The sequence below is a fragment of the Methylobacterium phyllostachyos genome (assembly GCF_900103445.1).
GTDB classification, from domain to species: Bacteria; Pseudomonadota; Alphaproteobacteria; order Rhizobiales; family Beijerinckiaceae; genus Methylobacterium; species Methylobacterium phyllostachyos.
Map to the genome: position 1 here is coordinate 321,583 of NZ_FNHS01000007.1, position 6,009 is coordinate 327,591.

A 6,009-nucleotide genomic window follows, 5' to 3' on the forward strand; every position below is an offset into this window, starting at 1 on the left:
CGCGGATCGACCCTTGCCGATCACTTCAGAAGCCGGATGTCTTAAATTTTCCCCCATTCGCATGCATCGGTCAAACAAATTCGACATTCATCCTTCCATCCGATCCGATGCGATATCGGCTCATATTGAGAAGCCTCTATAAATACCCTGACTGTCGCCGGAGAGGGTTTTGCTGATATTGAGCTAATTCTCAAAACCGCCATATCAACTATCAATGAATCGATTTCGACAATATTGGTATTCAAGCTTCAAGCAAAAATACCGATCACGTTTTTGATAACATGCGGATTGGAGCATAAATTTTTAACGTGATTCGGAGGAGAGGGATTGCCGTCCAAGTCGCTGAGCCGAGCACTTGGGATAAGACTTAGAACGATGGTATGCCGCCGTCGGTTGCTCGGGCCGAGCTCAAGGAATACACGCGGATGTCCTTCCGGGATCGCGCGCATCTCAGCCAGCATGAGACAGGGGCCGCGGAGCCGGAGCGCCGGTCGACGGATCGGCAGGACCCGCGCTCGGCCCCGGAGGCGCCTGACGGGCGGCGCGGCCTCACCGACCTGCTTCACGTCTGGCTCGACCTGTCTGACCGGCAGCGGGCCATGCTCGACGCCCTGATCGACGAACTCGGGATCGTCTCGACGGATCTCGAGGCCCACGTCGACGGGCTCTCGGAGCGGTTCCAGCGCATTGCGGACACGACCCGCGGGCAGTCCGAGATCGTGCAGGGGCTGGCGAGCGCGATCCAGTCGGTGCGCATCGACGGGTCCGAACAGCCCCTGGCGGAGGTGGCCGCGGGCCTCGGCGCCATCCTGTCCTCGCTGATCGGCAAGATCGCCCTACTGTCGTCCCGCGGTACGACCCTGACGGATGCGCTGAGCGCCGTGCTCGGCGAACTCGGCTCCATCGACGGCAGCGTGGCGCAGATCGAGAAGATCAACCGCCAGACCAACCTCCTGGCGCTCAACGCCAAGATCGAGGCGGCCCGCGCCGGAGAGGCCGGACGGGCCTTCGCGGTGGTGGCCGACGAGGTGCGCGGGCTCGCGGGCTCCATCAACGCCCTCTCGGGGGTAATCAAGGGGCAAATCGGCTCGATCGCGACCGGCCTGCGCAGCAGCCATAGCCTGCTGCACGACATCGCGACGATCGACATGTCGGACGAGAGCCGGAGCGCCGATGCCCGGGTGCGCCTGGTCATGGAGGCCCTGGTCGAGCAGAACCGGCGATTCGCCAATGTTCTGTCGCAGACCGTCCGGACCACGGAGGCCATCGCGGGGGACGTCTCCGGCGCCATCGTCACCATGCAGTTCCAGGATCTGGCGAAGCAGCGCTTGCAGAACTTGCAGGTGCTGCTGCGCGCCGCGGAGGCCCGCCTGCACCACCTGTCCGACGAGACGGGCGCAGCGGTCGGCCCCCCGGTGAGCCCGGTGGCCCAATCCGCCTGGATCGCGGAGGCGATCGCCGCCTGCACCCTCGGCGAGATCCGGGCTCGGATGTCCCAGCGCCTGCTCGGCGCGCCGGCCGCGCCGCAATCTGATTCGGACGTCACCGATCCCTTCGCCGGAGTCGATCTGTTCTGAGCCGCGCGCGTGCGTCGCCCGGCACTGTGTCAAAGCCAGCCGAAATCAAGCGCTGACTAGATCTTCCGTTCGCGCAGGACAGAAAAAATTTGGCTCGTGCAGCCAATAACTCTTTTCGCGCAAAAAGAACAAAAACTGCTCAGTGCTGTTCCCGCCTTCGTCCAAGCTTGCGTGTTCTCTAGTTATTTACGTTCTTAGTGAAACTCATTCAAGTTCGAAATCATAATCTGTAAAATTTCGTGGACACGAACTCTTAAGAAGCGTAAGTGAACAATTCTAAGCTAGGGTTCGGCCGGTCGGTCGGGAACATCGGGCGACAACGCTGCAGCGCCCCGCGGTATTGTTTAAATCATCTGCATAGATTGACCCGTGGGAGGCGATCAGGTGGTCGTTTCACCGAGATCGGTATCGCTGTATTTGGATCTTCTTGACCATGACAACGCTTGATCCTCGAGAGGTTTTTCTGGCCGAAGCCAATGAGCTTCTCGACCGCCTGGAAACCACGCTGCTCGATCTTGGCGACCAGCCGGACGACACGACGCTGATCGACACGGCCTTCCGGGCGCTGCACACGATCAAGGGTTCCGGCGCGATGTTCGGCTTCGACCGGGTCGCCGCCTTCACGCACGATTTCGAGACGGCATTCGATCTTGTCCGGCGCGGTGCGATCGCGACGAGTGTCGAGCTCGTCAACGTCGCCCTCTCGGCGAAGGACTATATCCGCTTGCTGATCGAGGACCCCGATTCCGATACCGCGGTGATCGGGGACGCGATCCTGGCCGAGCTGGACCGGCTCGTGAGCGGTGCGCCGGCGCCGCCGGCCGAACCCGCGCCGACGGGCTGGCAGATCGGGATCAGCTTTGCGCCCGATATCCTGCACAACGGCACCAACCCGCTGGCCCTGTTGGACGAACTGCGCGATCTCGGCGCCTGCACGGTCGTGCCCCGCCTCGCTGTTCTCCCGGATATCGAGGATCTGGACCCGGAAAGCCTGCATATCGGCTGGGACGTCACCCTGGTCGGCTCCGCCGAGCGGGCGGCGATCGAGGACGTGTTCCTGTTCGTGCAGGACGTCATGGAACTCACCCTGGTGCCCCTCGCCGGCGAGCTGCCCGTCTCGGCGCCCGATCCGGTTCCGCCGGCCGCCGATCCGGTCGCGCCGGCCGTGGAGCGGGATGCGTCCGTCCGCGGCCCGGCCGAGCGCCGTGCGCCGCCGCGGGCCGCCGCCACCATGCGGGTGGAGGCGGAGCGGCTCGACGAGCTGATGGACCGGGTCGGCGAGCTGGTGATCGCCCAGGCGCGCCTGAGCCAGATGGCCGGCCTGCACGCCGACGCCGGGATCAAAACCATCGCGGAGGAGATCGAGCGCCTGTCGGCGCGGCTGCGCGACACCGCCATGGGCATCCGGATGGTGCCGATCGGTACGCTGTTCAGCCGCTTCCGGCGCCTGGTCCACGACCTGTCGCGCGATCTCGGCAAGCCCGTCACCTTCGTGACCGATGGCGAGGAGACCGAACTCGACAAGACCGTGATCGAGCGCCTCGCCGATCCGCTCGTGCACCTGATCCGCAATGCGATCGATCACGGCGTCGAGGCGCCCGAGCGCCGCGCAGCCTCCGGCAAGGCCGCGACCGGGCGGATCGCGCTCACGGCCGAGCATGCCGGCGCCCAGGTCCTGGTGAGCGTGCGCGACGACGGGGCGGGCCTCGACGTGGCCCGCATCCGCGCCAAGGCCGAGGAGCGGGGGCTCGTCCAGCCCGGCACGCCGCTCACCGACCAGCAGGTCTACCAGTTCCTGTTCGCCCCCGGCTTCTCCACCGCGCAGGAGATCTCGGCGCTCTCGGGCCGCGGGGTCGGCATGGACGTCGTCAAGAAGACCATCGAGGGCCTGCGCGGCTCCATCGACATCACCACCGAGCCCGGCGCCGGCACGGCCATCGTGCTGCGCCTGCCGCTGACGCTGGCGATCATCGAGGGGCTGCTGATCCGGGTCGGCGAGGCCCGCTACGTCCTGCCCCTGGCGGTCGTCGAGGAATGCATCGAGCTGCCCGCGGACCGAAGCCAGGGCCGCGGCCGGGACTTCCTCGACATCCGCGGTGCCCTCGTGCCGTTCCTGCGGCTGCGCGACCTGTTCGACGCGGCGGGCGAGCCCGACCCCCACCAGAAGGTCATCATCGTCGCGGTGGGCGAGGCCCGGATCGGTCTGGTGGCCGACCAGATCCTCGGCAACCACCAGACGGTGATCAAGTCGCTGTCGAAGCTTCATGCCGACGTCGCGACCTTCTCGGGCGCCACGATCCTCGGCGACGGGACCGCGGCGCTCATCATCGATCCCGCCCAGATCACGGCGGGCGGGCACGCGGCCGGCCAGGGTGACTATCGGGAGGTGGCATGATGACCGACTTCGTCGAGGCCGGCCGGGCGGACGGCACCCTGCAGGTGGTGATGCTGGGCATCGGCACCGAGACCTTCGCCCTCGAGGCCGGGATGGTGCGGGAGATCATCGATCCGATCCCGACCACGCGGGTGGCCGGGGCGCGGCCCCATCTCGCCCACATCGTGAACGTGCGCGGCAACGTGGTGCCGCTCGCGGACATCCGCACGCGCTTCGGCATGCCGGTGACGGCCGCGACGCCCGACACGCGCTTCGTGGTGATCGAGCTCGACATCGACGGCGACCCGATCCTGGTGGCGCTGGTGGCCGACAAGGTTTTCGAAGTGACCGCGGTCGCCCTGGAGACCCGTCAGCAAGTGCCGACGATCGGTACAGCGTGGCGGCCCGAATACATCCGCTCCATCGTCAAGTCCGGGGATGACTTTGTCATCATTCCGGACATGCCGCAGCTCTTGAACTGAGAATTTGGACTTTCGCTATGCGACTCTCGATCAAGGCCAAGCTGGCCGGCGGCTTCGGGTTCATGCTCGTGCTCACCGCATTGGCCGGCGGCGTCGGGTATCAGAGGCTCACCGCGGCCGACGAGGCCATGCGTTTCGTCGTCGAGCGCGCCGAGGTGCAGAACCGTATCCTGTCCGCCAAGGCCATGACGATCCGGGCCGTCTCCAACACGCGTGCGGTGGTGATCAGCGCCAGCGAGGACCGGATGGCGCACTTCGCCCAGCGTGCTTCGGAATGCGAGGCCGATGCGTTGGCGGAACTCGGCAAGGCCAAGCCCCTGCTGTTCGTCGAGGAGGCTCGGCACCTGTTCGACACGGCGCTCGGCAAGTTCGAAAAGCAGCGGACGCTCGGCAGCCGGGTCATTGAGCTGACGCGCCTCAACTCCGCGGCCCGGACCTGGGCCCATCTCGAGACCGCCGGCCGCCCGGCGATGGTCGCCCTGCGGGCCGAACTCGAAGGGATCGCCGCGAAGGCCGGTACCTCGGCGGGTGGCGACCTCCGCCACGCCGTATCGACCTTCCAGATCCGGCTCGAACGGGCCTGGGGCCAGATGCAGTCGGTGACGGGCGCGGGCACGCAGGCGTTGCTCACGGAGCGCGTGAACGCCGCGAAGGAGAGCCGCCTCGAACTCGCGAACGACCTGGACGCGCTGGTCCGCGCCGCCAACGGCAAGGGGGTGGCGGTCGATGGGCTGCGGCGGAAATTCGATGCTTGGAACGCCACGGCCGACAAGACCCTCGCGTTGGTGGAGAGCGGCGCCTCGCTCCAGGCCGTCGCCCTGGCATCGGGCGAGTACTCGACCGCCACCACCGAGGCGGCGCAGGCCTTCGATGCGCTGATCGGCTTCCAGGAGAAGCGCAAGACCGCAGCGATCGAACAGGCGGAGGCCGCCTCCCGCGACGGGCAGACGATCCTGCTCGGCACGGTCGCCGGCGCATTCCTCATCGGCCTCGTCATCGCCGGCTGGCTCGCCCTCTCCATCGCGCGCAGCCTCGCCCGGGCGGTGTCCCTCGCCGAAGCCGTGGCGGTTGGCGATCTCGACCAGACGATCACGGCGAACTCCGACGACGAGATCGGCGACCTGATCGCCGCCATGAATCGGATGACCGTCAACCTCAACGCCACCGCGGCTTTGGCCGACGGGATCGCGCAGGGCGACCTGACCGTCGAGGCCAAGCCGCTTTCCGACAGGGATAAGATGGGGCTCTCCCTGCAGACGATGCTGGAGAAGCTGCGGGCGGTGGTGACCGAGGCGAGTTCCGCGGCCGGTAACGTGTCGGCGGGATCTCAGGAGCTGTCGTCCTCGGCCGAGCAGCTGTCGCAGGGCTCGACCGAGCAGGCCGCATCGACGGAAGAAGCCTCCGCCTCCATGGAGGAGATGGCCGCCAACGTGAAGCAGAACGCCGAGAACGCCGGCCAGACCGAGGCGATCGCCCGGCAATCGGCGCAGGACGCCGAGGCCAGCGGCGCCGCGGTGGGGCGCGCGGTCGAGGCGATGCAGACGATCGCGCAGAAGATCACGATCGTGCAGGAGAT

General features: G+C 66.7%; 4 protein-coding genes. All 4 read left to right on the forward strand.

The window, feature by feature from the left end; translation table 11 throughout:
• The first annotated feature begins 425 nt into the window (after window positions 1–425).
• Window positions 426–1,577, forward strand: a complete 1,152-nt coding sequence (locus BLQ49_RS13765) for a methyl-accepting chemotaxis protein (RefSeq protein ID WP_091716502.1) — start codon at window positions 426–428, stop codon at window positions 1,575–1,577.
• Window positions 1,578–2,010: 433 nt separating this feature from the next.
• The gene (locus BLQ49_RS13770; RefSeq protein WP_091716465.1) at window positions 2,011–3,972 is read left to right on the forward strand and encodes a chemotaxis protein CheA; all 1,962 of its coding nucleotides are present in this window, start codon (window positions 2,011–2,013) and stop codon (window positions 3,970–3,972) included.
• A complete protein-coding gene (locus BLQ49_RS13775) occupies window positions 3,972–4,433 on the forward strand; it encodes a chemotaxis protein CheW (RefSeq protein ID WP_091716503.1) in 462 nt (153 codons plus the stop codon). The genes BLQ49_RS13770 and BLQ49_RS13775 overlap by 1 nt, the downstream gene beginning before the upstream one ends.
• A gap of 17 nt (window positions 4,434–4,450) precedes the next feature.
• A partial coding sequence (locus tag BLQ49_RS13780; RefSeq protein ID WP_091716466.1) for a HAMP domain-containing methyl-accepting chemotaxis protein occupies window positions 4,451–6,009 on the forward strand: 1,559 nt, incomplete at its 3' end.

Bases quoted from the DNA above. Each gene is read 5' to 3' on its own strand.
- BLQ49_RS13765 (WP_091716502.1), top strand. From the start codon at position 426: ATGTCCTTCCGGGATCGCGCGCATCTCAGCCAGCATGAGACAGGGGCC.
- BLQ49_RS13770 (WP_091716465.1), top strand. From the start codon at position 2,011: ATGACAACGCTTGATCCTCGAGAGGTTTTTCTGGCCGAAGCCAATGAG.
- BLQ49_RS13775 (WP_091716503.1), top strand. From the start codon at position 3,972: ATGACCGACTTCGTCGAGGCCGGCCGGGCGGACGGCACCCTGCAGGTG.